The organism is Paenibacillus aurantiacus, assembly GCF_042431225.1.
Classification (GTDB): domain Bacteria; phylum Bacillota; class Bacilli; order Paenibacillales; family Paenibacillaceae; genus Paenibacillus_Z; species Paenibacillus_Z aurantiacus.
This window is the reverse complement of record NZ_JBHMDO010000047.1, coordinates 356,434-382,272: the sequence shown is the minus strand read 5'-3', so window position 1 is coordinate 382,272 and position 25,839 is coordinate 356,434. Positions and strand designations below refer to the sequence as shown.

26 protein-coding genes are annotated in these 25,839 nt (G+C 58.0%); 18 read left to right on the top strand and 8 right to left on the bottom strand.

The genetic code is table 11. From position 1 onward, the window contains the following. Positions 1–143 precede the first annotated feature (143 nt). Entirely contained in the window at positions 144–269 is a 126-nt protein-coding gene (locus tag ACFFSY_RS30005; protein ID WP_377501169.1) for a hypothetical protein, read from the bottom strand. 381 nt (positions 270–650) lie between these two features. Between ACFFSY_RS30005 and ACFFSY_RS30000 the strand changes: the two genes are divergently transcribed. The 9 genes from ACFFSY_RS30000 to ACFFSY_RS29960 all read left to right on the top strand — a co-directional run bounded on the left by ACFFSY_RS30000 (position 651) and on the right by ACFFSY_RS29960 (position 10,911). Then, positions 651–1,988, top strand: a complete 1,338-nt coding sequence (locus ACFFSY_RS30000; protein ID WP_377501167.1) for an ABC transporter substrate-binding protein — start codon at positions 651–653, stop codon at positions 1,986–1,988. Between the two features lie 32 nt (positions 1,989–2,020). After that, positions 2,021–3,832, top strand: coding sequence for a cache domain-containing sensor histidine kinase (locus ACFFSY_RS29995; protein WP_377501165.1), 1,812 nt, complete (start codon positions 2,021–2,023; stop codon positions 3,830–3,832). Positions 3,833–3,841: 9 nt separating this feature from the next. After that, positions 3,842–5,482 carry a response regulator gene (locus tag ACFFSY_RS29990; protein WP_377501163.1) on the top strand — a complete coding sequence of 547 codons (1,641 nt, stop codon included), beginning with the start codon at positions 3,842–3,844 and terminating at the stop codon, positions 5,480–5,482. Between the two features lie 39 nt (positions 5,483–5,521). Beyond that, a complete protein-coding gene (locus ACFFSY_RS29985; RefSeq protein ID WP_377501161.1) occupies positions 5,522–7,120 on the top strand; it encodes a glycoside hydrolase family 3 protein in 1,599 nt (532 codons plus the stop codon). A 262-nt stretch (positions 7,121–7,382) separates the two neighbouring features. Continuing rightward, the gene (locus tag ACFFSY_RS29980) at positions 7,383–7,832 is read left to right on the top strand and encodes a MarR family winged helix-turn-helix transcriptional regulator (protein WP_377501159.1); all 450 of its coding nucleotides are present in this window, start codon (positions 7,383–7,385) and stop codon (positions 7,830–7,832) included. Between the two features lie 174 nt (positions 7,833–8,006). After that, complete coding sequence (locus tag ACFFSY_RS29975) at positions 8,007–8,642, top strand: nitroreductase family protein (protein ID WP_377501157.1); 636 nt, start codon at positions 8,007–8,009, stop codon at positions 8,640–8,642. Between the two features lie 87 nt (positions 8,643–8,729). After that, entirely contained in the window at positions 8,730–9,680 is a 951-nt protein-coding gene (locus ACFFSY_RS29970) for a ring-cleaving dioxygenase (RefSeq protein ID WP_377501155.1), read from the top strand. After that, positions 9,677–10,300 carry an alpha/beta hydrolase gene (locus ACFFSY_RS29965; protein WP_377501153.1) on the top strand — a complete coding sequence of 208 codons (624 nt, stop codon included), beginning with the start codon at positions 9,677–9,679 and terminating at the stop codon, positions 10,298–10,300. Before ACFFSY_RS29970 ends, ACFFSY_RS29965 begins: the two co-directional genes overlap by 4 nt. Then, entirely contained in the window at positions 10,297–10,911 is a 615-nt protein-coding gene (locus tag ACFFSY_RS29960; RefSeq protein ID WP_377501567.1) for a flavin reductase family protein, read from the top strand. The genes ACFFSY_RS29965 and ACFFSY_RS29960 overlap by 4 nt, the downstream gene beginning before the upstream one ends. 90 nt (positions 10,912–11,001) lie before the next feature. On the opposite strand, the gene ACFFSY_RS29955 is transcribed toward ACFFSY_RS29960, so the two are convergent. Then, positions 11,002–11,136, bottom strand: coding sequence for a hypothetical protein (locus tag ACFFSY_RS29955; RefSeq protein WP_377501151.1), 135 nt, complete (start codon positions 11,134–11,136; stop codon positions 11,002–11,004). Beyond that, complete coding sequence (gene yfbR, locus ACFFSY_RS29950; RefSeq protein ID WP_377501149.1) at positions 11,133–11,756, bottom strand: 5'-deoxynucleotidase; 624 nt, start codon at positions 11,754–11,756, stop codon at positions 11,133–11,135. Before yfbR ends, ACFFSY_RS29955 begins: the two co-directional genes overlap by 4 nt. A 326-nt stretch (positions 11,757–12,082) precedes the next feature. On the opposite strand from yfbR, the gene ACFFSY_RS29945 reads away from it, so the two are divergent. From ACFFSY_RS29945 to ACFFSY_RS29925, 5 genes are all read left to right on the top strand, one after another. Beyond that, the gene (locus ACFFSY_RS29945) at positions 12,083–13,630 is read left to right on the top strand and encodes a fumarate hydratase (protein ID WP_377501147.1); all 1,548 of its coding nucleotides are present in this window, start codon (positions 12,083–12,085) and stop codon (positions 13,628–13,630) included. Between the two features lie 48 nt (positions 13,631–13,678). After that, entirely contained in the window at positions 13,679–14,644 is a 966-nt protein-coding gene (locus tag ACFFSY_RS29940; RefSeq protein WP_377501145.1) for a bile acid:sodium symporter family protein, read from the top strand. 41 nt (positions 14,645–14,685) lie between these two features. After that, positions 14,686–16,503: a two-component system histidine kinase PnpS gene (gene pnpS / locus ACFFSY_RS29935; RefSeq protein WP_377501143.1), complete on the top strand. Its 1,818-nt coding sequence runs from the start codon at positions 14,686–14,688 to the stop codon at positions 16,501–16,503. A gap of 119 nt (positions 16,504–16,622) precedes the next feature. Further along, positions 16,623–17,345: a response regulator transcription factor gene (locus ACFFSY_RS29930; protein WP_377501141.1), complete on the top strand. Its 723-nt coding sequence runs from the start codon at positions 16,623–16,625 to the stop codon at positions 17,343–17,345. 183 nt (positions 17,346–17,528) lie between these two features. Further along, positions 17,529–17,735, top strand: coding sequence for a hypothetical protein (locus ACFFSY_RS29925; RefSeq protein ID WP_377501139.1), 207 nt, complete (start codon positions 17,529–17,531; stop codon positions 17,733–17,735). A 202-nt stretch (positions 17,736–17,937) separates the two neighbouring features. On the opposite strand, the gene ACFFSY_RS29920 is transcribed toward ACFFSY_RS29925, so the two are convergent. Together ACFFSY_RS29920 and ACFFSY_RS29915 are read right to left on the bottom strand one after the other, a co-directional pair. After that, entirely contained in the window at positions 17,938–18,441 is a 504-nt protein-coding gene (locus ACFFSY_RS29920) for a stalk domain-containing protein (protein WP_377501137.1), read from the bottom strand. 128 nt (positions 18,442–18,569) lie between these two features. Continuing rightward, positions 18,570–19,439, bottom strand: a complete 870-nt coding sequence (locus ACFFSY_RS29915) for a helix-turn-helix domain-containing protein (RefSeq protein ID WP_377501135.1) — start codon at positions 19,437–19,439, stop codon at positions 18,570–18,572. Between the two features lie 162 nt (positions 19,440–19,601). On the opposite strand from ACFFSY_RS29915, the gene ACFFSY_RS29910 reads away from it, so the two are divergent. Both ACFFSY_RS29910 and ACFFSY_RS29905 read left to right on the top strand, forming a co-directional pair. After that, positions 19,602–20,687, top strand: a complete 1,086-nt coding sequence (locus ACFFSY_RS29910) for a Gfo/Idh/MocA family protein (RefSeq protein ID WP_377501133.1) — start codon at positions 19,602–19,604, stop codon at positions 20,685–20,687. 423 nt (positions 20,688–21,110) lie between these two features. Beyond that, the gene (locus ACFFSY_RS29905) at positions 21,111–22,214 is read left to right on the top strand and encodes a GGDEF domain-containing protein (protein ID WP_377501131.1); all 1,104 of its coding nucleotides are present in this window, start codon (positions 21,111–21,113) and stop codon (positions 22,212–22,214) included. A 162-nt stretch (positions 22,215–22,376) separates the two neighbouring features. On the opposite strand, the gene ACFFSY_RS29900 is transcribed toward ACFFSY_RS29905, so the two are convergent. The 3 genes from ACFFSY_RS29900 to ACFFSY_RS29890 all read right to left on the bottom strand — a co-directional run bounded on the left by ACFFSY_RS29900 (position 22,377) and on the right by ACFFSY_RS29890 (position 24,129). Next, the gene (locus ACFFSY_RS29900) at positions 22,377–22,517 is read right to left on the bottom strand and encodes a DUF6254 family protein (RefSeq protein ID WP_377501129.1); all 141 of its coding nucleotides are present in this window, start codon (positions 22,515–22,517) and stop codon (positions 22,377–22,379) included. Positions 22,518–22,669: 152 nt separating this feature from the next. Continuing rightward, positions 22,670–23,791, bottom strand: a complete 1,122-nt coding sequence (locus ACFFSY_RS29895) for an AI-2E family transporter (protein ID WP_377501127.1) — start codon at positions 23,789–23,791, stop codon at positions 22,670–22,672. Positions 23,792–23,946: 155 nt separating this feature from the next. Beyond that, entirely contained in the window at positions 23,947–24,129 is a 183-nt protein-coding gene (locus tag ACFFSY_RS29890; protein ID WP_377501125.1) for a hypothetical protein, read from the bottom strand. Positions 24,130–24,379: 250 nt separating this feature from the next. On the opposite strand from ACFFSY_RS29890, the gene ACFFSY_RS29885 reads away from it, so the two are divergent. Beyond that, positions 24,380–25,075: an MIP/aquaporin family protein gene (locus ACFFSY_RS29885; RefSeq protein ID WP_377501123.1), complete on the top strand. Its 696-nt coding sequence runs from the start codon at positions 24,380–24,382 to the stop codon at positions 25,073–25,075. Next, the gene (locus ACFFSY_RS29880) at positions 25,072–25,827 is read left to right on the top strand and encodes an alpha/beta fold hydrolase (protein ID WP_377501121.1); all 756 of its coding nucleotides are present in this window, start codon (positions 25,072–25,074) and stop codon (positions 25,825–25,827) included. The genes ACFFSY_RS29885 and ACFFSY_RS29880 overlap by 4 nt, the downstream gene beginning before the upstream one ends. Positions 25,828–25,839: the final 12 nt, after the last annotated feature.

Here is a 25,839-nt window from a genome sequence, read left to right as displayed (position 1 = left end):
ATGGATTCGCTGTTAGGTATGAAACATAGTTATGGCCCGTGCACATGTACTGCAAAAAAGTACACGCTGCACGGGCTCTTTGTGTTTTAATCGATTTATGGGATGCTAACCAAACCAGCACATATCGTTTTTCTTCCTGCAGATCAAGCGTTTTTGTTCGCTGGCTTCTGTACCGCCGTGTCGTCGGACAGCTTGTCGCCGAATTGATCGAGACGCGAAGGGCTCGCGGCTGGTCCGTTGTTCTTTGGTTTATTGTTACGGCCTGTCATGTCTTCACCTCCCGCTCTCATAACATGGGCGGGTTGGGCTGCTTTCATGCAGCATAGTCCAACTAAAAAGACATGCTATTTCGCGAAGATGGATCATGTATGAAGAGGTGGCTTAAGAATGTCGATCCGTAGAAATGTGTCCCCTATCCGTTTTATTTTGTCCTCTTGCTTTGGGGACGCCGCCGCTATAATGAAAGTGGAAACGGTTCCGATGCGGACGTGGAATCGTCTGGGCATGCTGACGGACGGCGCGTCTTTTGGCTGGTTCCGCTTGAAAGCGCATGCTTGTGCCCGTCTGCCGATTTCGCGGAATCGATTGCGCATTCTCCCCCTAATGCCCGCACGGCGGCATCCAGAACGATCAATCAGGAGGTCTCATTCATGAACAAACGGTATTCAGTCATGACCGTCATCACCGTATCCGTGACGCTGGCGTTCGCCGGCTGCACGTCTGGGGGGACGAATGAGACTGGCACGAACGCTTCCGGCGGCAATCAGGTGTACAAGGACGTCAAGCTGACGCTTCGTCATACGCAGATCAAGGAATCCAGCAAGGTTAGGCTCAAAATTCTCCAGGATGTGGTGGCGGCGACAGAAGCGAGCAATCCGGGATTGAAATTTGAGCTGGAGGGCATCGACGAAGTCATTAACCGGGATCAGAAGCTCAAAGCCGAGATGGCCGCGGGCAATCCGCCCGATATATTCGAGGTGTTCGGCGGCGCGGATCTCGCGTTATACGTCAAAGCCGGACGGATGATGGATCTCACGCCGATCATCGAAGAGCTTGGCATTCGGGACGACTTCGCCAGCTTGGACGAATTCACGATCGACGGGAAGGTATATGGCCTGCCGTTCGGCGGCTATTGCGAGGGCGTATTCTATAACAAGGCGCTGTTCGAGAAATATAATCTGACCGTGCCGAGAACCTGGGACGAGCTGCTGCATATCGGCAACGTGCTCAAGTCCGAGGGCATCGTGCCGTTCGCGCAAGCCGCGAAGGACGCCTGGGTCGTGGGCATGATGTGGAACACGATCGCGGAGCGGTTCGTTGGCATCGACGCGTTCTACAAGCTGCGGACGGGGGAGGCGAAATGGACCGATCCGGGCTTCGTCAAGTCGTTCGAGGCGTTCGCGCAGCTCGTGGACAAGAAATTTTTCACCGACGGCTCGCTCGGACTGCCTTATGCGGTTCAAGGGACGCAGTTCCTCCGCGGGGATGCGGCGATGGTGTTCACCGGCACGTGGGATGCGAACCGCTTCGTCGGTCCGGAGGCAGGCAAGCTGGACGGCAACATCGGATTTTTCACGTTCCCGGCGATCCCGGGCGGCCTAGGCGATCAGACGTCGATCAACGGCGGCTACTCCAACGGATTCGGCTTCTCGGCCAACGTTAACGAGGATCAGAAGGCGATGATCGTCGCGTTCATCCGGAACTTCTACACGGTCGAGACCCAGAAGCGCACGCTGCTGGAGGACAAAGTGCTGCCCTCGATGCGAATGTCGGACCTCTCCGGCGTCGATCCGCTCATGTCGGAGGTGCAGCGCACGCTGGCCAACGCGTCGTCCGCCTGGAAGGCATTCGATTCGATCGTCCAGCCGAAGGTGGGCGCCGATCTGGGCGTTGGCTTGCAGGAGCTCATCGGACAGGTGAAGACGCCTCGGGAAGTGGCCGCGCATGTCCAGGAGACGCAGCGTATTGCCAACCAAGCGACGCCATAATGGAAGTTCGTTAGAAGGAGCCGATCGCCCATATGAACTTAAGAGTGAAGCTATTCGCCGCCTTCATCGGACTTATCGTCGTTCCCTTGATCGGACTTGGCATCGTGTCCTTCCTTAATTCCGAGCATCTCTTGGAGAAGAAGTACAGCGAACAGACGGAGATTACCTTGAAAGCCGTCGGCGGCAACATCCGGTTCTTCTTCAAGGAGCTGGACCAGATCACCGACGCCAGCGTGACGAACAGCTGGATTCAAGAGCCGCTGAAGGCCAACCTCGGCGCCGAGATCACCAAGCCGCAAGCGCAGATCAAGAAGAACCAGGCGGACAAGGAATTGACGCGCGTGCTGTTTCAGCATCCGGCCATCAGCATCGTCGTCTTATACGCGAAGGATAATATGCAGTATTTGGCTTCGCGGAACGACCCGACGACCTTCCGGGCCATCGCGCTCGACCAGCTGCAAAGTCACGAAATTTACGCCCAAGTGGTCAAGCGCAACGGGCTGCCGGTATGGATCGGCCCGTATGAGGAGCAGGGTTTGACCGGGGATGACGTTCCGCTGTTCACCCAGATGCGGCTGGTGAAGGACACCGAATCGTTCAACGATCTGGGCGTTATGGTCACGCAATATAAGACGGATGAAGTGGATCGCATGCTGGAGGATTTCACGCTGTTCGGCGACGATCATGAATCGCAGACCCGGTATTTGATCTTGAACAAGGACGGCTTGGTCATGCTGGACAGCGAGCACCATCTGGAAGGCTCTTCGATTGGCGAGCAGACGGAGCTGAAGGTGGATACGGCCGCCGGCTACATGAGCAAGCGCGCCCGGTTCAACGGCGAAGACGTGCTGTTCTCCGCGTACAATCTCGACCGCAGCGGCTGGGTGCTCGTCTCCGTCAAGTCGTGGGAGTCGCTTACGAACGAGAACATCCGCTTCCTTCAGTGGATCGGCGGGATTACGCTGCTCTGCCTGCTGTCGGCGGTGCTCTTCAATATGCTGTTCGTGAACCGCATCGCCAAGGCGATCATCCGCGTCGTCCGCAAAATGCGTCTCGTCGAGCAGGGGATGATGGACACGCGCGTGACGGCGCATGGCCGTGACGAGACGGTGCTGCTGGCCCGCTCGTTCAACAGCATGGTCGAGACGATCGGCCGGCTGCTGCGGGAGGTCCGGCACGAGCAGGAGCGCAAACAACGGGCCGAGATGATGCTCATGCAGGCGCAGATCAAGCCGCACTTCCTGTTCAATACGCTGGAGTCGATCAACGCGCTCGCCGCGCAGAACGATGGCCGCAAAGTCATGCTGATGGTCCGGCGGCTGAGCAACCTGCTGCGCACGAGCATGCATCAGGCCGAGGTGATCACCGTCAGGCAAGAAATCGAGCATGTGCGCAGTTACTTGGAAATTCAGGATTACCGCTTCGAAGACGTCTTTACGTACGAGTTGGATATTCCGGACAACGCGCTCGATTTCACGATTTTGAAGCTGTCGCTGCAGCCGCTTGTCGAGAACAGCATCCAGCACGGCTTCGAAGGGCTGGAGGAACTGGGCGTCATCACGATCTCGGCCGAAGTGATCGACGGGGCGGTCGTGTTCATGGTCCGCGACAACGGGATCGGCATGAGCGAGTCGTCGCTGCGCAAATTGAACGGGATCGAGCAAGAAAGCATGAACCGAACAGGCGCGCCGTCGCTCGGCGAGGGCGAGCGCAACGGACTTGGCATGCGCAATGTCGCCGACCGGCTGCGCATTCATTATGGTCCGGCGTATGGCATGATCGTCTGCAGCTGGCCGGGATACGGCACGGTGATACGGATTTCGATTCCGCGAATTCGGGGGTGAATGGATAGGATGACGCAGAACAACAAAGTGCTGCTGGTGGACGACGAGCTTCATATTACGCGCAACCTGGAGAAAGTCATTCCGTGGGAGATGCTCGGCCTCGAGGTGGCGGGCACGGCGAAGAATGGCGTCGAAGCGCTCGATCTGCTGGAGCAGAACAAGGCGGATTTGATTTTGTGCGATATCCGCATGCCGGTGATGGACGGACTGGAGCTGGTGCGCCGTATTCGCGAGCAAGGGCTCGATCTGGACGTCATCATGCTGTCGGGCTATCAGGATTTCACGTATACGCGCGCGGCGATCCAGTTCGGGGTGAAGGACTATGTGCTGAAGCCGATACCCTACGACGAGCTGACCGGCGTCATCGCCAGAGTAATGAATGAGCAGCGGGCCAGAAGGCGCAAGGCGAAGGACGAGGAACGCAAAATCGGTCAAATGATCGATATGGCGAACGAGAAAATTTTGTACGACGTGCTGATGGATTACACGGCAATCACGCCGGATCATCTATTGATGGCGGGCGTGGAAGGCCAGATCGACGAACCGGCTTACACGGTCATCGTGCTCGATTTGAACGTCGGCTCCGAAGATGCCCAGGACTGGCGCGAGTGGACGGCCAAGGAGCGGAAGATGTGGAATTACTCCATCATCTCCGTCCTTCGGCGGACGCTGCAGAAGGCCGCGCTGCCCCATGCGGTCATTCAGACGCGGGACGGCGAATGGTGCGTGCTCATCCAGAACGCCAGCCAGACGCTCAGTCAGGAGCAGATGGCGGAATGGACGCGTCATCTGCTCGCGGCGGTCCGCTCGGAGGCGGCCCACAGGCTGAACGCGGGGATATTCGCCAGACAAGCGGCGCTGACGGATCTGGCGGTCGCTTACAAGACGGTACAGCGCGGCATGCAGCTGTCCATCAATGGAGACGGCCTGGCTTTCTTCGGTGGCGAGAAGAGTGCGGCGGTCGAGCCGGAGCGCATCATGTGGGATACGGCGGAGCGGCTGGTCAGCGGGCTGAAGCGCGGCGATCCGGACAAGGTGAACGACGAGTTGAGCCGGCTGGCCGACCAATTGCAGCACGCCGGCGAGATCCCGACGGAGCGGCTGCTGGCGATGCTGAATTTCGTGGCGCTGCACTTGATGCGGGAGCTGAAGGAGGCGGGGCTGCTGCCGCGCGACCAGGAAGAAGTATTCTGGAGGAAGCTGGACGGCCGATTCGGCGTGAAGGATCTGCTCGCGGCGATCCGCCAGGCATCGAGCGTGGGGGTCGCCCGTTCGACCGACAAGCGCAAGCATTCGCACCGACAGATGGGCGATGCGAAGGGATTCATCGACCGCAATCTGTTCCGCGATTTAAGCGTGGAGGAGGCCGCCTCCTTCGTCGGCCTCAGCACGTCGCACTTCAGCCTGCTGTTCAAGCAGACGTATGGGGAGACGTTCATCGAATACGTGACGCGCGAGCGGATGGAGCGGGCCAAATCGCTGCTCGCCGAGACGGCGCTCAGCGTATCGCAGATCGCGAAGGAAGTCGGGTATGCGGAACGCCGCTATTTTACGAAAGTGTTCATGAAATACACGGGACAAAATCCATCCGAGTTTCGGTCCTCCAGGCAGGGAGGGCAGATTGCCGAGACCGAGCCGGATGATCTTTAACTAACCACTTCGACGCATGGACAAGGAGAGAGACCGACGATGACGCACGACGTAAGCACACTGAGTTTGAAAGAAAAGATCGGCCAGCTGTTCGTATTCGGCTTCCAAGGCTATGAGCCGGCTCCGGAAATATTGGATCTCATCGAACGCTACGGGGTAGGCGGCGTCATCTATTTCACGCGCAATATCGTGGATGCCAAGCAAGTGCACAAGCTGTCGCAAAGCTTGAACGAAGCCGGCGAGAAGGCCGGACGGGTGCCGATGTTCATCGCGATCGACCAGGAAGGCGGCATGGTCGCCCGCCTGGTGAAAGGCATTACGCTGACGCCGGGCAATATGGCGCTCGGCGCGACGGGCGAGGCGGAAGCGGCAGGGGATACCGCGCGCATCAGCGGCGAGCAGCTGCGCGCGGTCGGCGTGAACTTGAACTTCGCGCCGGTCGTCGACGTCAACAACAACCCGGACAATCCCGTGATCAACGTACGTTCGTACGGCGATAACGCCGAGCTGGTCAGCGCATTCGGCCTTGCCGCGGTTCGAGGTTATCAGGACGCGGGCGTCTCCGCGACGGTGAAGCACTTCCCGGGCCATGGCGACACGAACGTCGACTCGCACCATGCGCTCGCGATGCTGGCGCATGACCGCGCTCGGCTGGAGGAGATCGAGCTGGTGCCATTCCGCCGGACGGCAGGCGACGCCGATTTCGTCATGACGGCGCACGTCGGCCTGCCGGCGCTCGATCCGTCCGGCGTGCCGTCGACGCTGTCGAAGCCAATCTTGACCGAACTGCTGCGCGAGGATATTGGGTACGAGGGTATCATCATTACAGACTGCCTGGAGATGGACGCGATCGACAAGAACTACGGTCCTGGCCAAGGCGCAGTAATGGCGCTGCAGGCTGGGGCGGACATGGTGCTCGTCTCGCATACGCCGGCGAAGCATCGTGAGGCGCTCGCGGCGGTCGAGGCGGCGGTCGCAAGCGGCGAGCTGCCGGAAGCGCGAATCGACGAGTCCGTGAAGCGGATTCTCGAGACGAAGGCGAAGCGCGGACTGTATGAACCGCTCAAGCCTTGGACGGAGATCGAGGCGAGTCTCGACACGCCTGAACAGCGACGGAGCGTAGAGAAGTGGAGCGAGGCGTCGGTAACGCTCGTCAAGAACGAAGGCGGTCTGCTGCCGCTGCGCCAAGAGGCCAAGACGCTCGTGCTGTGGCCGGAGATCGTGGCCGTATCCGTCGCTGACGAGATGCTCTCCGAGGACGGAACGCTCGGCGCGAGGCTGGCGCATCGGCTAAGCGACGTGACCGAGCGCAAAGTGACCGATCCCGGCGCGCTGGACGGTCTGGAACAGTTCGAGCAGGTCGTCTTCGTCAGCTACGACGCGGCGAAGTTCCCGGCTGAGCGCGCCATGGCCGCCAAGCTCGCGGAGCAGGCGCCGGATCGCACGGTGGCCGTATCCGTGCGCAACCCGCTCGACTTGCTGCTCTTCCCGGACGTGAAGGCGTTCCTGGCCGTGTACGAGTGCCGGCCGCTCGCGCTCGAAGCCGCGGCCAAGGCGTTGACAGGCGAGCTGGTTCCCGTTGGCCGTCTGCCGCTGCGCATTTCGGAGCAATACCCGTTAGGGTGGCGCTGGCAATAACAGCAGCACGCATTTATCCATTATGATTTTAGAAGCAAGAGCCGCAACCTTGTCGGTAAGGATAGGGGTGAGGCTCTTTCTCATTGCACGCAGGAGGATTTGACCGACAAGCGTTCAAGGCTCGCTATCGAGCGGAAGGATGAGAAGAAACAGGGCTGGGCACAATTTTAGATGAGGTGTTGACAAAGGTTTTAAAATGCGTTATCTTTAATTCAAGATAATTAAATCCAAAGCAAACAACAAGAAAGGAGCGGAGGAAACGATGCCAATCGAACTCCAAGCCGAGCAAGCGGAATCGCTCAAACTGTTCGTCGTGTTGTCCAAAGCCTACAAGACGCTGATGGATCAAGCCATGAAGGACATGAAGCAGCATCAACTGTCGCCGTCGGAATTCACGATTCTCGAAGTGCTGTACAACAAAGGACGCATTCCGCTGCAGCAGATCGGCAGCAAGATTCTCGTTACGAGCGGCAGCGTCACCTACAATATCGACAAGCTGGAGAATCGCGGACTGCTGAAGCGGGTTCCTTGTCCGGATGACAGGCGCGTGACGTTTGCCGAGATTACGGAAGCTGGCACTGAGCTGTTCGATCGCATTTTTCCTCCGCACGCAGACGTCATTCACAGCTTGACGGCAGGGTTAAGCGGCGAGGAGAAGCGCTTGGCGACCGATCTGCTGAAGAAGCTGGGCAAGGGCACAGGCGCCGGATAGGAATAGGCACACGCCAAGCAGCACAAGCTAATGGCGAACTGCTTATCCCGGAATGGGGCGGCGAATAATCTAGATCGAAGCGCAGCAGCGGGCAATTAGAGGCTGCTTTCCATCGATTATATATCTTAAATTGAAGATAATGAATATTAAAATTGATGTGAGGTGTACGGGCAGATGTCAACCGTAGAAGAGATCGTCAAAAGCCGCAGGTCGGCTTCGAAATTCAAGCCGGGATTCGCGATTAGCGATGAAGAACTGAATATGCTGTTCAGTTTAACAAGGTACGCGCCGTCTGCGTTCAATCTGCAGCACGCCCGGTACGTCGTCGTTCGGGATGAGGCGTTGAAGAACGGCCCCGTCTATGAAGCAGCTGGCAAGCAGCACAAGGTTCGGGTGGCTTCCGCAACCATCTTGGTGCTGGGCGACCAGGAAGCCTATCGGGACGCAGCACGCATTAACGAAGGGCTGCTCGATCTCGGCGTCATCAGCAAGCAGGAATACGACCGTACGGTCGAATCGGTAACGAGCTTCTACGAGGACCGCGGGCCAGCCTTCATGCGCGTAGAGGCGATTCGCAACGCCAGCCTCTCGGCGATGCAATTCATGCTGATCGCCAAGGAGAAGGGCTGGGATACATGCCCGATGATCGGGTTTGATCCGGATCAAATGCGCGATGCACTCGGCATTCCGGAGCGTTACGTCCCCGCGCTGCTCATCACGATCGGCAAGGAAGACGAGAGCGGACAGCGTCCGCGCGGTTATCGCAAGCCGGTGGCCGAGTTTGTATCGATCGATGGTTTTGCTCAGTAACAACGAAGCAACAATGTATTCAGGATAACCTAAAATCAACTACTAATGATCGGCTCACAGGGAGCCCCAAAAAAAGGAGCGATTTATATGACACTTCGTACTTCCGGTATTCACCATATCACGGCTTTCGCCCGCGACCCGCAAGCAAATGTCGATTTCTATGCAGGAGTGCTCGGCTTGAGACTGGTCAAAAAAACAATCAACTTCGACGCGCCTGAAGTGTACCACCTCTATTTCGGCAACGAGAACGGCAGCCCGGGCACAATCATCACCTTCTTCCCGTGGCCGAATTCCCGCAGAGGGCGGATCGGCGGCGGTCAAGTCGGAACGACGACGTACGTTGTCCCGGAAGGAAGCTTCGGCTTCTGGGCGGAGCGTCTGGCGAAACTCGGCGTGAAAGCGGAGCAGACGACTCGTTTCGGCGAAACCTTCCTGCAATTCGCCGACAATGAAGGGCTGCAGCTGGAGATCGTCGAGCGCAGCGAAGGCCAGGCGAGCGAATGGTCGTTCGGCGGCGTGCCGGCTGACAAAGCGATCAAAGGCTTCGGCGGCGCAATTCTGTACAGCGTCAATCACGCGCAGACGGCCGATGTGCTCGTCAATGTGATGGGGCTGACGAAAGTCGGCGAGGAAAATGGCTACGCCCGCTTCCAATCGGAAGGGAATCTCGGTAACATCATAGATGTCCGGCTGGAAAATATGGCTTGGGGCGCGGGCGGCGCGGGCACCGTCCACCATATCGCCTGGCGCGCGAAAGATTTCGAGGAGCATGAAGCATGGCGCGAGCAGGTAGCCGGCCATGGTCTTGGCCCGACGCCGATTGTCGACCGCCAATACTTCAATGCGGTTTACTTCCGGGAAGGCGGCGGCATTCTGTTCGAGATCGCGACCGATCCTCCAGGCTTCGCCCGCGACGAGGCGCCGGAGGCGCTCGGCGAGAAAGTGATGCTGCCCGAATGGTATGAGCCGCACCGCGCGGCGATCGAAGGCAATCTGCTGCCAATTCAAGTACGCGTATTGGAGGGTGACGAACAATGAGACATATTTTCGAACCGGGAACGGACGCGAGTGCGCCGACGCTGCTGCTGCTTCACGGCACGGGCGGCACGGAGCGGGACCTGCTTGGACTCGGGCGGATGATTTCGCCCGGCTCCTCGCTGCTTAGCGTAAGAGGCAATGTGCTGGAGAACGGCATGCCGAGATTCTTCCGCCGGCTGGCCGAAGGGGTGTTCGATATCGAGGATTTGATCGCCCGTACCGAAGAGTTGAACGGCTTCCTGGATGAAGCGGCCGCCGAGCACGGATTCGATCGCGGCAACGTCGTCGCGGTCGGCTACTCCAACGGGGCGAACATCGCGGGCAGCCTGCTGTTCCATCATGCGAACTCGCTGCGCGGCGCGATCTTGCATCACCCGATGGTGCCGCGCCGCGGCGTGGACATTCCGTCCTTGAGCGGCGTGCCGATCTTCATCGGAGCCGGCACGAACGATCCGATCTGCACCCGCTCGGAATCGGATGAGTTGATCTCGCTGCTGGAAGGCGCGGGCGCGACCGTTACCGCGCATTGGGAGCAAGCCGGCCATCAGCTGACCCGCACCGAAGCGCAGGCGGCGGCGGAATGGTTCCAGGCCTCCTTCGGAGCCGGGGGCGGACGATGATCTCGATCGATCCGGCTCTCCACGGCGAGCGCGACGTCTATAAACTGATGATCGGCAGCGTCGTGCCCAGGCCCATCGCCTGGGTGACGACGCTGTCGGAGAGCGACGTGCTGAACGCCGCCCCGTTCAGCTACTTCTCCATCGTCTCCAGCAATCCGCCGCTGCTGAGCGTCTCGGTGCAGCGCAAGGGGGGCGAGATGAAGGACACGGCCCGCAACGCGATTGCCCGCGGCGAGCTCGTCATCCATATCGTCGACGAGGAGAATGTGGCGCAGGCGAACGAGACAGCCGCGAATCTGCCGCCGGAGGAGAGCGAAGTCGAGCTGGCCGGCTTGACGGCCGTGCCGAGCGAAGCGATCGCGGTGCCAGGGCTGGCCGAGGCCAAAATCCGGATGGAGTGCGTGTTGGACCAAGTCGTGCCGCTGGGCCGCCCGGGCGAATCGGACGCAACCGGCGATCTGCTAATTGCCCGAGTGGTCCGGTTCCACGTCGCGGAGAGCGTGTACCAGAACGGCCGCATCGATGCCGGCAAGCTGCAGCCGGTCAGCCGGATGGCGGGCCACGACTATGCGGCGCTAGGACGGTTGTTCACGATTGACCGACCTATATAATAACAAATCCCCTGTCGGCGTCCGAAGACGCGCGGCAGGGGATTTGTTGTTTGCGCTAAGCAATGCGATGAGATGCGGTCGCGGCGTGGCTCACTCTTGCGGACCGTCGCTTCGCACCATGCGGTCGAACAACGTGATCAACTCGTCGCTGTAGACTTCCAGATCGACGGTATCCGTCAGCTTCTTGTTGAACATGTATTCGCCCGCAGAGGGCGGGCCGTTCATTCTTCTTCGGATAACTCGTCGAGCGTCTTGCTGAAGGCGCTGGCCATATGGTCGAGGAACCATTCGGTCTCCTGCATGCCCAGCTTGCTGAGCGACTGCTCGATCTGTCCTTTGGCGACGGCGAATTCGCGGTTGCCGGAGGACAGCTCGGACAGGCACTTGATATAAGCGTCGAGCAGGTCGGCCGCTTTGACGATCCGCCGCAGCTCCAGCTCTTCTTCATCCGGCGGCGGCGCGTCCGGCGCATGCTGGGCGAGCTCGCGCAGCAGCGGCTCGTAGGCTTCCTTCAGCGGGTCCGGCACCATGCCCATGAGCCGTTCGCCGGCCATCGCTTCGAGCTCCCGGAAGTTCGAGAGCATGCGCGGGTTATGGTGCTTGACCGGCGTCGGAATATCCCCGGTAAACACTTCGGTCGCGTCATGGAACAATGCGATAGTCGCCGCGCGCTCGGCGTTCAGCGACCGGCCGAACACCCGGTTGCCGATCTCGCACAACAGATGGGCGAGGAGCGCGACGTGGTAGGAATGCTCGGCGACATTCTCGCGCGTCGTGTTGCGCATGAGGCTCCATCTCTTGATATATCGAAGCCGGTACAAGTATGCAACAAAATGAGTTTCCAAGCGTGTTCTCTCTCCCTTGCTTCACGAACCCTGGGTAGGGTTGCTTCGTCTCTACGTTCTATTATAGGCGATTCGACCGAATCTGACAGCGTAGACGGGCAATATATTGGCGAGTAGAATATGGAATGGGGACATGGATCGAGTCGAGCCATGCTGAACGCAAGCCTTGTATGTGGGATTAGAGCGCCAGCAGACTTTCATCACTCGAGTCTGCCAGCTTCGACCGTCACAGAAACGTGCAACCTTTCATCTTGAACATCGGCTAATTACTACATTATGATAGAGTTATACCAGTTTTGCGAATAGAGAGAGGAGCAGCATCGTTCATGCAACATTTTGAAGATAGCGTTTACAAGCTGATCGTCGAAACATCCACGAACCTTCCGGGCGACGTCCGCAAAGTGATCCAAGCGGCGCAGGAAGCGGAGGACCGCGCCACACGGGCCGGCCTGTCACTGTCCACCATCGCCGAGAATATCGAAATGGCCGAGTGCAACGTCTCTCCGATCTGCCAAGACACCGGCATGCCGACGTTCGTCGTACATACGCCGATCGGGGCGAACCAAATCATCATGAAGCAGCAGATCCGCAGCGCGATCGCGCGTGCGACCAAGGACGGCAAGCTGCGCACCAATTCGGTCGATTCGCTGACAGGCGCGAACACGGGCGACAACCTCGGTCCCGGCACGCCGGTCATCCACTTCGAGCAATGGGAGCAGGACGATATCGATATTCGGCTGATCCTCAAAGGCGGCGGCTGCGAGAATAAGAACATTCAGTACAGCCTGCCGACAGAGCTGGAAGGTCTGGGTAAGGCAGGACGCGATCTCGACGGCATCCGTAAGTGCATTATGCACGCGGTGTACCAGGCGCAGGGCCAAGGCTGCAGCGCGGGCTTCATCGGCGTCGGAATCGGCGGTGACCGCACGACAGGCTATGAGCTGGCCAAGCAGCAGCTATTCCGTCCCGTCGAAGATACGAACGACATTCCGGAGCTTGCGCAGCTGGAAGATTATGTGCTGGAGAATGCCAACAAGCTTGGCATCGGCACGATGGGCTTCGGCGGCAACGTGACGCTGCTCGGCTGCAAGGTCGGCGTCATGAACCGTCTGCCTGCCAGCTTCTTCGTCTCCGTCGCGTATAACTGCTGGGCCTATCGCCGTCAAGGCGCCCTGCTCAGCGCAGAGACGGGCGAGTTCAAGTCGTGGATCTATCCGTCCGGCTCGGACACGCCGATGAATGCGCCTGTTGCGGTAGAATCGGCGGGCGTTGCTTCGGACGAGGAAGAGTCGCGCGAGATCGTGCTGCAGACGCCAATCTCCGAAGAGCAGATCCGCTCGCTGCGGGTAGGCGACGTCGTCATCATCAACGGCGAGATGCATACCGGCCGCGACGCGCTGCATAAGCATTTGATGGATCACGATTGTCCGGTGGATCTGAACGGCGCGGTTATTTATCACTGCGGTCCGGTCATGAAGAAAGATCATGACGGAGAATGGCACGTATTAGCAGCTGGACCGACGACGAGTATCCGCGAGGAGCCGTACCAAGGCGATATCATCAAGAAGTTCGGCATCCGCGCGGTCATCGGCAAAGGCGGCATGGGGGCGAAGACGCTGAAGGCGCTTCAGGAGCACGGAGCGGTGTATCTGAACGCGATCGGCGGCGCGGCGCAATATTACGCAAGATGCTTGAAGAAAGTGAACGGCGTCGACTTCATGGAGTTCGGCATTCCGGAAGCGATGTGGCATTTGCAGACTAAAGGGTTCGCCGCGATCGTCACGATGGATTCGCACGGCAACAGCCTGCATGCCGACGTGGATCGGGATTCGTTCGCGAAACTGGCCGATTTCAAGGAGCCGGTGTTCAAATAAACCATCCGCCGCGGCGATGGTCCAAGTATAGATAAATGAGGGATGCGCGTGCGCGATTTCGGCCTGGCCTTCAATAAGAAATTCGAACAATGGATGTTTCTCATTATCCCCGGATGTCTCATCCTGGGATTTCTTTTTTCCGGGGCGTTGGGACGGTTCGCTAGCACCGTGCCCTATTTGTTCGCGTATGTGACGTTCGTGATGGCGATCGGCTGCGGAAGCAGAGAATTGGCGGCTGTCATGAAGCGGCCGGGCGTCATGGCGTGGACGTTCGTGCTGACCCACGTCGTGTCCCCGCTTATCGCCTACGGACTCGGCGCGCTCATCTTCGGGGCGGATTCTCCGTACGTCGTCGGCTTCGTGCTGTTCACGATCATCCCGCTCGGCGTCTCCACCGTGCTATGGGTCGGGATGTCGGGCGGCAGCGTCCCTTTAATCTTGGCGATGGTCATCATCGATTCCGCCTTGAGCCCGTTCGTCGTGCCGGCTGGCATCCACTTCCTATTCAGCGAGAGCGTCGAGACGAATACGGCGCGAATGATGCTGGACTTGCTCACGATTATCGTCGTGCCGACCGCGATCGGGGTGCTGCTGCATGATCTGACCAAAGGACGGATTCAGCCCGCGATCCAGCCATACGCGGCGCCGCTCTCGAAAATCTGCTTTGCGCTCGTCGTCCTGCTGAACGCGGCTGCGATCGCGCCGCAGGCTTCGGCGCTAAAGGGCGATCTGCTGCGGATCGTGCCGCTGGCGGTCTTGATGGTCGGTCTTTGCTATGCCGTCGGCTTCCTCGGCGCGCTGCCCTACCGGAACCGGGAGATGCTGACGACGGTCTCCTATGCCGCCGGCATGCGCAATATATCGCTTGGCATCGTGCTGGCCATGGGGTACTTCAGCCCGCTTGCGGCAGTGCCGGTCGTGCTGTCGATATTGATCCAGCAGCCGCTTGCCACGCTTCATCATGCTGTTTTACACAAAATTTACAATCGGAAGGCTGGCGTTCAGAGTCCGTGACGAGTACGATAGGGGACAGGAAACTTTGGGGGTTGCGGAAGATGAACAGTTTTCGGTTTCGATTGACCTTTGCGATGGTCGCGCTGATCGGTTTGTCGGTGCTGGCCGCGGGCATCGTGATGGGTAACACGTTTAAGCAGAATCATATTAACGCGCTGGAAGCCAGCATGGTCCGGGAGATGCGCATCATCCTAGACGGCATGGCATGGCCGGGCAGCGACGCCAGCGACGCCGGAACGCCATACGACTATTATACCGAGCAAGCCCGGCATTTGAAGGAGACGACGGAGTCGCGCGTGACGTTCATTGGCGGCGACGGCGTCGTGCTCGGCGATTCGGATCACGACCCGCGCACGATGGACAACCATGCCGAGCGGACGGAGATCGTGGAAGCGAAGCGCGACGGCATCGGCCGCGCGATTCGTCATTCGGATACGCTGGACGAGAATTTGTTGTACGTCGCGGTCGAAGTCAAGCAAGGGAAGCCCGAGAGCGGCTACATTCGGCTAGCGCTTAGTCTAGCTGCAGTCGAAGCGAGCATGAGCCGTATCTGGAGCGCGCTCATCGTCGGCTTGCTCGTGCTGTTCGTAGTCGCGGCACTGGTCAGCTACCGGCTGGCAAGCGGGTTGACGCGTCCGTTAGAGCAAATCACCGCGGCGGCCAAGCGGATCAAGAGCATGGATTACCAAGCCCGGGTCAACGTGAAGAACCATGACGAGATCGGCGAGCTCGGACAGGCGCTTAACGCGATGGCCGAAAGCCTGCAAATCCAGATGACGCGCATTCATCAGAACGAGCAGCAGCTGGAGAGCGTCCTGGACAATATGATCAATGGCATTGTCATGATCGATCGCGCGGGGCGGATGGTGCTGATTAACCGTCGCGCGGAGGAAGTGCTTGGGTTCCATGCCGGGGAGATGGTCGGCCGCCATTATACGGAAGCGAAGCAGCAGTATGAGCTGACGCTGATCATTCAAGACGGATTGGAGCATCGCGAGCATGTGCGCGAAGAGATCACGTTCTATTTTCCGGAGGAGCGGCTGCTCGACTTGAATCTCGTGCCGATCTTCGAAGACGGTTCGGAGTTCGGCGGCGTGCTGCTCGTCCTGCAGGACGTCTCGGCGATCCGCCGTCTCGAGCGGATGCGCAGCGAGTTCGTCGCCAACGTCTCGCATGAATTGAAGACGCCGGTCGCGGCCGTGAAGGGGTTCGCCGAGACGCTGCTGAGCGGAGCGGTGAACGACCCCGAGATTACGAAGTCGTTCCTGCAGATCATCTACGACGAGAGCGAACGGCTCAACCGGCTGATCGGCGATATTCTTGAGCTGTCGAAGATCGAATCGCGGCGGGTGCCGCTGCAATTCTCGCCGATCGAGCTCCCATCGTTCGTGGCCAAGACGGTGGAGGTCATGACAAGCGAAGCGGCGCGCAAACATATCAATCTCTCGATGCGGGTCGAGCCCGGATTGTTCGTCGAGGCGGACGAGGACCGGCTGCGTCAAATCGTCATGAACCTGCTCGCCAACGGCATCAGCTATACGCCGGAAGGCGGCAAGGTGTCGATCACCGTACAGCCGCTGATCGACGGGCGTCCTGCAAGCGGCGGAGACGACCCGGATTACGATAACATCCGCATCAGCATCTCGGATACGGGAATCGGCATTCCGAAGAAGGATCTGCCGCGCATCTTCGAGCGATTCTACCGCGTCGACAAGGCGCGTTCGCGCAGCTCGGGCGGCACCGGTCTGGGTTTGTCCATCGTCAAGCACTTGGTCGAGCTGCATCATGGCACGATCTCGGTGGAGAGCACGGTCGGAATCGGCTCGACGTTCATTATCGATTTGCCGGTCATCCAATAGATGAAGAGAGGGCGAGAGAGCGATAGAGATAAAGGTTTACCCGCTCTTCATAGAATGATATGATTGGCTTGTAAAGAAGCCAAAAATATTGCAAAACACTGCGAAACTTGGGGGTTCTCATGTCGCAAAAGGTGCTAGTCATCGAAGACGAACCGACGCTCGCGCGATTGCTTTCCTACAACCTGACGCAAGAAGGGTACGACACAACGGTAATCGAGCATGGCGTCGAAGGGCTGCAGACTGCGTTGCAGCGTTCGTTCGACCTTATTATTCTGGATATTATGCTGCCAGGCATGAACGGATTCGAGATTCTATCGCGTCTGCGCCAAAGCGGCAATGGCACGCCGGTGATCGTCCTGACGGCGCGCAACGCCGAGGAGGAAGTCGTGCAGGGGCTCAAGCGCGGCGCCGACGATTATATTACGAAGCCGTTCGGCGTCGCGGAGCTGCTCGCCCGCGTTTCGGCCGTGCTGCGGCGCACGGGGCCGGAGCAGGACGGCAAGGCATCGGAATCAACGGATAAAGTCATTATGGCCGGCGAGCTGTCCATTTTCCCGGAACGGTACGAAGTCATTCTGGCCGGCGAGACCGTGCCGCTTCGTCCGAAGGAATTCGAAGTGCTGCTTTATCTCGTGCAGCGTCCCGGCATGGTCATTACCCGAGACGACCTGATGAACGTCGTCTGGGGCTTCGACTACATTGGCGGACAACGCACGGTCGATGTGCATGTCAGCTCGCTGCGCAAGAAGCTCGAGCTCGGCCAGCAGTCGGTACAGATCGAATCGATCCGCGGGGTCGGCTACAAACTCGTCATGCCAAAGAAGCTCGGTTCGTCCAAATAGACGGCCGGGCTTTTTGCGTTGCGACCGCGTTCTTGCTTGCAGCCGTGGCGTCGCGTCTTGTTTCGAACCTGTCCGATCGCTGTAAAATAAGATACAGCTAGAATTGGCTTACATATCCGATTAACAGCCGGGGAAACCTAGACCAAATGCTTCCAAGGGCTGCACATAAAGGAGATGATTCGCATGAAGCCGAACGAAACAGGCAAGAAGGGTGATGACCAGACGGCCGTCGATACGGCCGGGATTCCGATTTTTCCGTATCGGGAGGATATATCGGCGACGGATTCGATCGATCCGGTCGTCGAGGAAATTATGGACAATATCGAGCATACGTTCATCGATGACGAGGATGACGATGCAGGGGAACGATCGAATCGGGACGATGATTAATGCTTCTTCGTTCACGTTCGGGTTGACACTGGTGATGGACGAGCGTATATCCGAAAAATTCATGAAGAGCCGTGGATTGCAAATCCCACGGCTCTTTATCTTGCGCAGACAGACGTCAGGTTTGAACTTTCTTATTGGGTGAAGAACGAACTATTACTCTCGCAAGGTCAGCCACTGCCGTTGTATGATAGCTAGGCCGTCATTATTTATCTGATTCACCCGTTATGCGAATGACGGATTTGCCGCGATTAGCTGCGTCATACTCGACTGAATAGCCGTACGCTTCGGCAATGGCGCGTAAGGGCAGATAGACGCGCTTGTTCGCGAGCAGCAGATCTTCGGCGATCTCATACCGCTCGTCTCTCACGTGATCTTGGAAAGCGCGTTCGCCCGCTTTGATCGTGAAGCCTTCGCTGCGCTCTCCGATGGCGTCCGGATTGTATGCGGATATGGATAAGGTCTGCGTTTCGGTATGCCAGTCGATGCCTTTGGACACCGTCTGAATCGGCAGCGCTATCGATAGATAAAGCGGCGATACGTAAATGCGGCCTTGGCGGATGACATAATCGGACTGCTCCAAGCTTTTATGCATGCTGTTTGCATATTCGATCGACAGGGCATTCGTTTGTACAGCTGCATAGGCAGAAGAGGGGCCAGCCGCACAGAGGGCGGTGAGGGCAAGCGCTAACCATTTTTTCTTAAGCATATCATTATCGCTCCTTATATATGGAAAATAACTGGGTATTGACTAGACGAATTAGATTTGCGAATTGTTGCCCGATTTACGAAAAAGAAAAGCCCGCTGTCCGCCTCGAAAGGAGACGAACGCGGGCTTTATTGCCGATTCCAAGCGAGCATCCGCTTCTGGAACTGCTTCGGCGAGCAGTCGTTGTATTTTTTGAACATTTTGTAGAAATGCGCCATATTCGGCATGCCGATCCGGTCGCCCACTTCCGAGACGCTCATATCTTTGGTGAGGAGGATGCGCTCAGCCCATTTGATCTTACGATAATTCACATATTCGGTGAACGAAAGGCCGATCGCCTTCTTGAAAAATTTGACGAAATAATAATAGCTCATGTTGGCCAGCTTGCACACTTCCTCAACCTGGATGCGATCGGTCAGATGCGCCTCGACATAATCGAGCACGCCGCGCAGCCGCGCCCGGTCGAAGTCCTCGCTCTCCGCGAGCGTCTTTTTCGTGTCGCTGCGGATGAACAGCAGCAGCAGCTTCTTGATCAGCATGCTGACGGCCAGCTCGTAGCCGGTCTGCTTGGTCGTCGCCTCGTGCAGAATCGAACGGATGCAGTCGGCGGCTTCCGCCTTCGCATCGGCATTCTCCCGGAAGATATAGTTCGCTTGGCTGAGCGGATTCTTCGTCTCGGAGAAGAACCGCATGTACGGCATGGAGCTATGGTCGAAAAATTGCTCCAGGTCGAATTGCAGCACGATGTAATGCATCGGCACGCCGATGCTGCGGTCGCGGTGCAGCTGGTTGGCACCGATGATCGCCACATCGCCAGCCTCCAGACGGACGCTTTCGTCGTCGATGTACACGTCCAGAATGCCGTCCGTGACGAGCAGCAGCTCGAGCTCCCGATGGTGATGCCAATTGATATAAAAATCATGCGTGCGTTCGGATTGAAATATTTTAAGAGACAAGAGAGGGTTTTCATAAACGACCTTCTCGTTGTAGAATTCCATGTGATCACCCCTGCAACAACAAAATGGCATAAAACGTTCGCAAGATACGCGATTTCTAATAAACGCCTGTTTGGACTATACTTATTTTAGTTCATTGAGGTTCAATGGCACAACGCAAAATTACGGTACGGCGCTAGAAACCGGACCTTGGAGGGTAAACCAATGGCAAAAGCACAAGTACGCATCGGCATAATCGGCTGCGGCGGGATCGCGAACGGCAAACATATGCCGGCGCTTGCGAAAGTCGCCGAAGCGCAAATGGTCGCATTCTGCGACATCGTAGAAGAACGCGCGGCGAAAGCAAAAGAGACGTTCGGCACAAGCGAAGCGGCTGTCTACACGGATTACCGCGAGCTGTTGAAAGACGAAACGATCGAAGTGGTACATATTTGCACCCCGAACGATTCCCATGCCGAAATTACGGTCGCGGCGCTTGAAGCAGGCAAGCATGTCATGTGCGAGAAGCCAATGGCGAAGACGGCTGCAGACGCGCGTCTGATGCTGGAAGCGGCCAAGCGCACAGGCAAGAAGCTGAGCATCGGCTACCAGAACCGTTTCCGCGCGGATTCCCGCTACTTGAAGGAAGCTTGCGCCCGGGAAGAGCTGGGCGAGGTATACTTCGCCAAGGCGCACGCAATCCGCAGACGCGCGGTACCGACCTGGGGCGTATTCCTCGACGAGGAGAAGCAAGGCGGCGGACCGCTCATCGACATCGGCACGCACGCGCTTGATCTTGCGCTGTGGATGATGGACAACTACAAGCCGAAGGTCGTCCTTGGACGCGCCTACCACAAGCTGTCTCAGAACGAGAACGCGGCCAACGCGTGGGGACCATGGGATCCGGCTAAGTTCACGGTCGAGGATTCGGCATTCGCGATGATTACGATGGAGAATGGCGCATCGATCGTGCTGGAATCCAGCTGGGCGCTCAATTCCCTTGAAGTCGATGAAGCGAAAGTGACGCTGTGCGGCACGAAAGCAGGCGCGGACATGAAGCAAGGGCTTCGCATCAATGGCGAAGAGAATAGCCGCCTCTATACGAAGGATATCGAGCTTAACAGCGGCGGCGTGGCGTTCTACGAGGGTGCCAGCGAAGATCCGGCCGAGCTTGAAGCGCGCGCTTGGATCGATGCGGTGCTCAATGACAAGGACCCGGTCGTGACGCCGGAGCAGGCATTGGTCGTATCCGAGATTCTCGAAGCGATCTATGAATCCTCCAAGACGGGCAAAGCCGTTTATTTCGAATAAGACCGAAGATCTTCATTTATTGAGCACCCGCGTGCGGCATTCGCTGCACGCGGGTGCTTTTTTTGATGATAGTGCGAAGGAGCCGCAAGTCGCGGCACTTCCTGGTGTCTTAAAGATGTTCCCACGTACGCATGAAGCCTTGTCCGCCAGGACAAAGCGTGCCACGCTCAAGCCCAACCGCCGACCGCGAACAAACGTGCCAGCACGAAGAAGGGAGTCCAGAGGGCGAAGTCCTCTGGTTCCCCTCGGCGGAGGGGGAAGGAGGAGGGAACAACAAGGCGGAGGAAAGGAAATCGGGGAACAAGCAGGAATAATGTCGAACAAAGTAGAATAAGAGAGGAAAGCAATCTGGGCAGGCGTTCGAAGACTTGAGTCGGATGCGGCCAGCGGCTTAGGTTCAGCTAGATGTGTGGAGGTAGAGGAATGCGCAATGAGCGCCCGTCGTCCGTTCAAGCGTCGGACAAGTGGATGAGAATGGTCGTGTACGGGTATTGGATCACGTTGGCCGTCACGCTTCTCGGACAAGTCGCCGTGTACGTCATCTCGGATCGATTGTCCGATGCGTTCGACGCATCGCGTTATTTGAAGCAGTATGTGTGGATGCCAGACGTCATAATGGTCGTCCTCCTAGGTACCCTGGAAGCGGTCATGCGCATCTGGCCAGAGCGCAAGGACACGGCGATCTTCATCACGGGGATGGCGCTGGCCATGACGCTGGCGTTGTTCCTGAGCGAGAAACTGCCCGGCGCGCTCGCCATTCTTCTGCTCCCCATGCTAGCTGGCATGTTCATGCTGAAGTCGAGCTATATTTACATCTCGCTGGGCGTCAACTGGTTGTATTTGGCGTTGCTGTTCGGGTTATTGCCCGGCCGGCAGACACTCCCGTTTTTTTGCGAGGTGGCGATCGTTGCCTTCGTCCTGCTCGTCGCGGCTCTCTGTGGAGCGGGCGTACTGAAGCGTGGTAGCGATTTGTTCGCGGTGCTGGAGAAGTCGCATAAATCGGTGCAGGAGCTGCTCGTCAAGAACGCCATGATGGACCGGATGAATAAAATCGACGCGTTGACAGAGCTGTATAATCACAAGACGTACCACGAGTATGCGGAGAAGCTGGCCGAACAGCAGCAGCGAAGCGAATTCCCGCTGCAGGTGGCGATGATGGACGTCGACAACTTTAAGCAGGTGAACGATACGTATGGTCATTGGGTTGGCGACATCGTGCTTCGACGCGTAGCCGAGATTATTCGCGATCATATGGAAGCGGACGATTTCGCGGCGAGATACGGCGGCGAGGAGTTCATCGTCCTACTTACACTGAAGCCGCTCGAACAGTCGCTCATGGTCGTCGAGGCAATACGCCGGGCGGTTGCCGAGGTGAAGTTCGAGGAGATGGGAGGCAAGTCGGTCACCATCAGCATCGGGCTTCATGACTTCGCGCAAGGCGAGAGCAAGGCCGACTTCTTCCAAGTTGCCGACGCGGCGCTATACGAGGCGAAGAAGACGGGCAAGAACAAGACAGTGATCCGATAGCGGATAGAGTGGATATGCAAAAAGCTGCGCACCGAAGCGTCGCAACCAAGAGGTTGCGGCGCGACGGGCGCAGCTTTTTTGGCAATTACAGCTTGTTTGGACCCGAAGGGGAACGGCACTGCGCCGCCGCTAACGGCACAGCACGTTCCGAATTGTTCGGCGTTACTCGTGGTTGCGGAAGCCCGCTTCGCCGGAGGAGCTTTCGTCAGACAGTTCCGCGAGACTTTTTATTTTGCCGTGAGGCTTTTGGTTTTGCTTGCGGCTTTTCCAAGCGCTTTCGCGACGGCCTTGCGAACTGGACATGAGGTTTGCTCCTTTCGTAATGAACGAATTGGCATGAGTTCGTTGACTCCCTCAAGGTTGAAGGCTAGACGCTTCGCCCGAGGTCCGCTACTATTGTCGCTCGGACGCCCTTGCGTTATGCGCGAAGCTCGATTGTCAATTGCTATCAGCGGTTAGATCGGCGGTTCGTCCGCCAGATCGGGCTCCGCTTCGGTGCGCAGCTTGATGAACCGATATATCTGGACGACAATGATCTTGGCGATGGCGTAGATCGGAACGGCGAGCAGCAAGCCAAGCGGCCCGACAAGCGTGCCCGCGACCAGCAGAAGCAGAATAATCGTGAGCGGGTGGATTTCAAGCTGCTTGCCCATTATTTGCGGCGAGATCAGATTACCCTCTATCTGCTGCGCGATGAGCATGACGACGAGCACCTTGACGATCATCATCGGCGAGTCGACCGAAGCGACCAGCACGGCCGGGACCGCGGCGATGAACGCGCCGACATACGGAATGACATTCGTCAGCATCGCCGCGAGCGCGAGCAGCACCGCATAATCGATACCGATGATCAAATAGCCGATCAAGAGCAGAACGCCGACGCAGATGGCAACCGTGATCTGCCCCCGGACGTACGTTGCGATCGTTTGGTCCATCTCGGAGAGCAGCTTGCGCGCGAGCGTCTGGTTCTTAACTGGTACGACCTTCAAGAAGCCGGCGCTCATTTTCTCTCCGTCCTTCAGGAAATAATACAGGACGAACGGGATGACGACGGCCAGCAGCACCAGATTGGCTACGAAGCCGAACACGGCCGTTATATTCGTGCTGACCAGCTTGACGGCTACGTCCGCATACTGAGTCGCTTTGTCCTGCAGCGTCTTGAAGTCGAGGCTGAAGCTCTCGAGGAACTGGTTGAATGATTCGTTGTCCGCCAGGTCGTATCCACGCTGCACGGCCGTCTGCACGAGGTGCGGCATGCTTTCGCCAAGGTCGACGAACTGCTTCTTAATGAGCGGCGCGGCGTAGATGATGAGCAGCGTGAATAAGCATACGATCAATAGATAGATGACCAGGATGGCGGCGCTGCGCGGCACCTTGCGGCGAGAGAGGAATTGCACCAGCGGGCGCATCAAGTAGTACAGCGTGCCCGATAACAAGATCGGTATGAAGAGCGTTTGAAACATGACGGCAACGGGGTGAAACACAAACTTGATTTTGACGCCGACCCAGATGATGAGAAAGATCAGCAGCACGCCGTAACCGACGCGAAAAAACTTGGAATTCGGCAGAACGTTCACCTCCGCGCTAAGCCTGCTGGTGCGTCCCGAACCGGGACGAAAGGCACATGCCAGACTGGGCCGATTTGTTGATATCGTGCCCATGCTATCAAAGCGGCATCCCTTTGTCAAACAAGCCCAATCCGCGTGATTCCCTTAAGTCTCGCCGGCTTCCATTACCGCTTGATTCCGATCAACCGGACCAACCAGTGCATTGCCGTCGTCCGCAATGCAGCCTTTCTTCTTCGTTTAGTCGTCTCGCTCCACATCCTGTAGAACCCTCTGCGCTCCATACGCTCCCGCTCCTCGCGCGCGTACTCCATCAACTTCTCGATCATATATTCTTCGTGCAAACGCATCGCGTTTGGCCTCCTGACGTGTTCGGCTTTTTGTTCGCCTTGTTACGTTCATTATGCCAGCGGCGAAAGGCGGTAAAAAGTGTAAGGTTCCGCCGAATCATTTCCCCTTTTGTGCCGGAACGAGGTCGAGGCGCCGGAGTGGTGTACCAATGGCCGCTGTCCGGATCTGAACTGGCCTGCTCTTACGCGGTGTCATATTCCGTGCATGCCCGCGATAGATTGAGAGAGAAGGCGAAAGGAGGCGGCGGGAATGAATGGTCGTACGTGGAGGAAATACGCGGCTGAATGCGTTGGAACGTTCGTCCTGGTCCTGTTCGGATGCGGCAGTTCGGCGACCGCCGGGGGCGATCTCGGAAATTTAGGCGTCGCGTGCGCATTCGGTTTATCGCTGATCGCCATGACATACGTGATCGGGCCGGTGTCCGGTTGTCACGTGAATCCCGCGGTGTCGCTGGCGATGTTTCTGCAGGGCAAGCTGAACGGCCGTGATTTGGGCGGTTATATCGGGGCACAGCTGTCGGGCGGTATACTCGCTTCGGGTTTGTTGTACGCGATCATTGAATCGACAGGCAAGGCCGTGACCGATCTGGGGCAGAACGGCTATGGGCCTGGATATGGGATCGGCATTACGGCGTCGATGGCCATTATCGTGGAGATTGTTCTGACCTTCGTCTTCGTGTACACGCTGCTCGGCGTGACGGCGACGGAGGCGACGGCCAAGCTTGCAGGGGTCGTGATCGGACTGACGCTTGCGTTCGTCCATATCCTCGGCATCGGACTGACCGGAACGTCGGTGAATCCGGCACGCAGCTTGGGCCCGGCGTTATGGCTAGGCGGGGAAGCGTTCCATGAGCTGTGGGTATTCATGCTTGCGCCGCTGATCGGTTCGGTCGTGGCGGTTTGGGTGTTTAGAAGACTGTACACTTCAAGGGGGAACAAACGATGAATGGTGCAGTTACAAAGGTAAACGAGTGTGAAGTAGGCGTAGTCCTCCTTTCAGGCGCAGGGCTTGGACAAGAGATTTGGGCAGATGTCGTCTCGCATCTGGCATGCCCGGCGCTGGTTGCGGAATATCCCGGAAGGGGAAATGGGCATGCAGGGAAGAACGGGCTCTCATTGAACGATTACGCCGAGCATGTACAGCGCCAAATCGAGCAGTGGGGCGTACGGCGGTTCGTGCTGGTCGCGCATTCGCTAGGCGGCGTGATTGGCTTGCGAATCGCTCGGGAGATGCCGGAGCGGATCGCCGGCTTCGTCGCGGTCGGGGCGGTGATTCCGAGAAACGGCGGTTCGTTCTTGTCCGTGCAGCCGTTGCCCAAACGGATGCTCCTGTCGGCAATGATGCGGCTGGTCGGGACGAAGCCGCCGGTAGCGGTCATTCGCCAAGGGCTATGCCACGATCTGACCGACGAGCAAACGCAGAGAGTCATGTCGGGATTCACGCCGGAATCCGTCCGCGTCTATACCGATGCTTGTGAATCCGGCGTGCCGGAGGTGCCGCGCATGTATGTCAAGCTGACGCAAGACAAGGAGCTGGACCAAGCGCTGCAGGATCGGATGGCGGTTCATCTGGCAGCGCAGCGTACCGTAAGCCTGCCGAGCGGTCATTTACCCATGTTGAGCATGCCGGAGGAGCTGAGCCAGCTGTTGACGACGTTCAGGTCGACGGCGTCAGGCGGACAAGAACGAGTCGTGTAAACCGCATTACAC